Source organism: Oleiagrimonas sp. (genome assembly GCF_027858935.1).
Classification (GTDB): Bacteria; Pseudomonadota; Gammaproteobacteria; order Xanthomonadales; family Rhodanobacteraceae; genus Oleiagrimonas.
On the sequence record NZ_JAQIBU010000281.1, the window covers coordinates 1 to 2,023 of the forward strand.

4 protein-coding genes are annotated in these 2,023 nt (G+C 63.9%); 1 reads left to right on the forward strand and 3 read right to left on the reverse strand.

All coding sequences use genetic code 11. The annotated features are described in order from the left end of the window. Nucleotides 1-57: 57 nt before the first annotated feature. Both PF446_RS10415 and PF446_RS10420 read right to left on the reverse strand, forming a co-directional pair. Nucleotides 58-510 (reverse strand): copper chaperone PCu(A)C, encoded by a 453-nt coding sequence (locus tag PF446_RS10415; protein ID WP_298071357.1) that lies wholly within the window; start codon nt 508-510, stop codon nt 58-60. Nucleotides 511-518: 8 nt separating this feature from the next. Beyond that, on the reverse strand, nt 519-1,145 hold the full coding sequence (locus PF446_RS10420; protein WP_298071358.1) for an SCO family protein: 627 nt from the start codon (nt 1,143-1,145) through the stop codon (nt 519-521). A 51-nt stretch (nt 1,146-1,196) separates the two neighbouring features. Between PF446_RS10420 and PF446_RS10425 the strand changes: the two genes are divergently transcribed. After that, a complete protein-coding gene (locus tag PF446_RS10425; protein WP_298071359.1) occupies nt 1,197-1,580 on the forward strand; it encodes a DUF423 domain-containing protein in 384 nt (127 codons plus the stop codon). A 6-nt stretch (nt 1,581-1,586) separates the two neighbouring features. Here the strand turns inward: PF446_RS10425 and PF446_RS10430 are convergent. After that, nucleotides 1,587-2,023: DUF3887 domain-containing protein (locus PF446_RS10430; RefSeq protein WP_298071360.1), on the reverse strand; the 437-nt coding region annotated here is incomplete at its 5' end.

Consider the following 2,023-nt stretch of genomic DNA (forward strand, 5'->3'; position numbering starts at 1 on the left):
GAGCGGCGTGCCCGAGGCTGAAGCATGTCCGGCCGGGAGTGGCCGGAGTGGCACGAGTCAGTCGTTCACGCCGCTGGCGTTGGCCGGACGGGCCAGGAAGGATGCGTCTTGGGTGCGGCCATCGGCGAACCGCAGCGTGATGGTCACGCGGGAGCCGACCTTCACGGGATGCACCGCATGCATCAGCATCAAGTGATAGCCTCCTGGAGCGAGCCGGACCGAACCATGCGCGGGCACGCTCAGGTGGTCCACCGCATGCATGCGCGAGATACCGCCCGATTCGCTGCTCTCGTGCAACATCACCTTGGCATAGGCGTTGCTGCGTGCTGCGACCAGTTTGACCTCGTGGTTCCCGGGGTTGGTGAGGTTGGCGTATCCGGCGTTGGGCAATGCGCCCGGAAGCACCCGGATCCATGCGTCATGGACCTGCAACGGAGCGCTGACGCCAGCGTGAGCAAGTCCGGTCGTGGTCCATGCAGCGAGGGCCAGCAGGGCGAGTCGTGTAATCATGCGCATGCTCAGGCGCCCTTCAGAAGCAGGCGAAGGTCGTGCTCGAGGTCCTTGTTGCTGGTGGCTGGCGTGGCCAGCACGCGTGCATGCCCCTTGCCGTCGAATATATAAATCGCCGCGCTGTGGTTGACCTCGTAACCGCCATCCTTCTGCACCTTGCCGCGGTCGAATGCCGCGCGATAGCGCTTGGCCAAGGCCCGGATCTGGGCGGGGGCGCCGGTCAGGCCCACGTCGTGCTTGTCGAAGGCGGTGACGTACTGGTGCAGCACCGGCACGGTATCGCGTGCCGGATCCACGCTCACGAACAGCAACCGGATGCCATCAGCCTGCTTACCCAGTTGCTGCAGGACCACATGCATGCGCGTCATGGTCAGCGGGCAGACGTCAGGACAATGCGTATAGCCGAAATACATCATCACGACCTTGCCGCGGAAATCCTTCGCGGTCATGGTCTTGCCGTTGTCGGCGGTCAACTGGAACTTCAGGTCCGGGAGGTGCCCAGTGACATTGGTCAGGTCGAACCGGGGCTTTGCAGCGCTGCTGCAGGCGCTGACCAGAACCACCAGGGCCAGACTGGACAGGCGCATCATCCAGCGCGCACGTCCGCGGGTACGGAGTGAGGATGCAGTGATCATGTTCTGTCAGGATACGCCGAAGTGGCTTTTGATAGTTCCAGGAGGTTTCCGGTGCGACAATTTGTCTCCCGCGCATCCGCTTATGCCGCAGGCCTTGCGGGCGCCAGCGCGGTCCTGCTCGGGGCCTTCGGGGCCCATGCCCTGCACGGTGTACTCGATCCCGAACACGCCCAGGTCTGGGAAACCGCGGTCAAGTACCAGTTCTGGCATGCATTGGCGCTGGTGATGACCGTGGCCATGGTCCCGAAAGGCCGTGCAGCGCACATCGCCGTGCACGGCTTCGGATACGGCATCGTTCTTTTCAGCGGAAGCCTGTATCTACTGGCACTGGGTGCGCCGCGCTGGGTCGGCCTGGTCACTCCTTTCGGTGGAGTTGCCTTCGTTGTCGGTTGGGTCGCGCTGGCCATGGCGCTGGCTCGGCGCCATGGCGCATGAGGCGATTCAGCGGGCCGAGCCGGTCGGTATCAGGCGCAGTCCAATGATGCGACCCTTGCTGTCACAGGCGACGGCGGCATGCACGGGGCCCTTGACGAATTTCAGTGGGGTCGAGACCAGCAGAAAGTCCTTTTCGGCGTGTGCGGTGGCCAGGCCACGACTCTTGTAGGCACCCGCCTGTTTATTGAGCGTGTTCCAGACCGAGCGGATGCGATCGACAGAGAATTGCTTGCGCATCTTGGTGCCGAAATGCGCGCGCGCCTTGCCGTAGTCCTTTTTGACAAGCGCGTCGAACATCTGGCCCGAGCGCGCCTTGCAGGTGGCCACAGAGCGGGCCGATTCGGCGGCTCGGGAGGGCAGGGCAGTGACGGCAAGGGACAGAATGGCGGCGGAAATGACGAGCGTCTGGGTGCGGATCATGGGGTTCTCCTGACGGGAACGTG

Coding starts and splice junctions, on each gene's coding strand:
- PF446_RS10415 (WP_298071357.1), bottom strand. CDS start 510: ATGATTACACGACTCGCCCTGCTGGCCCTCGCTGCATGGACCACGACC.
- PF446_RS10420 (WP_298071358.1), bottom strand. CDS start 1,145: ATGATCACTGCATCCTCACTCCGTACCCGCGGACGTGCGCGCTGGATG.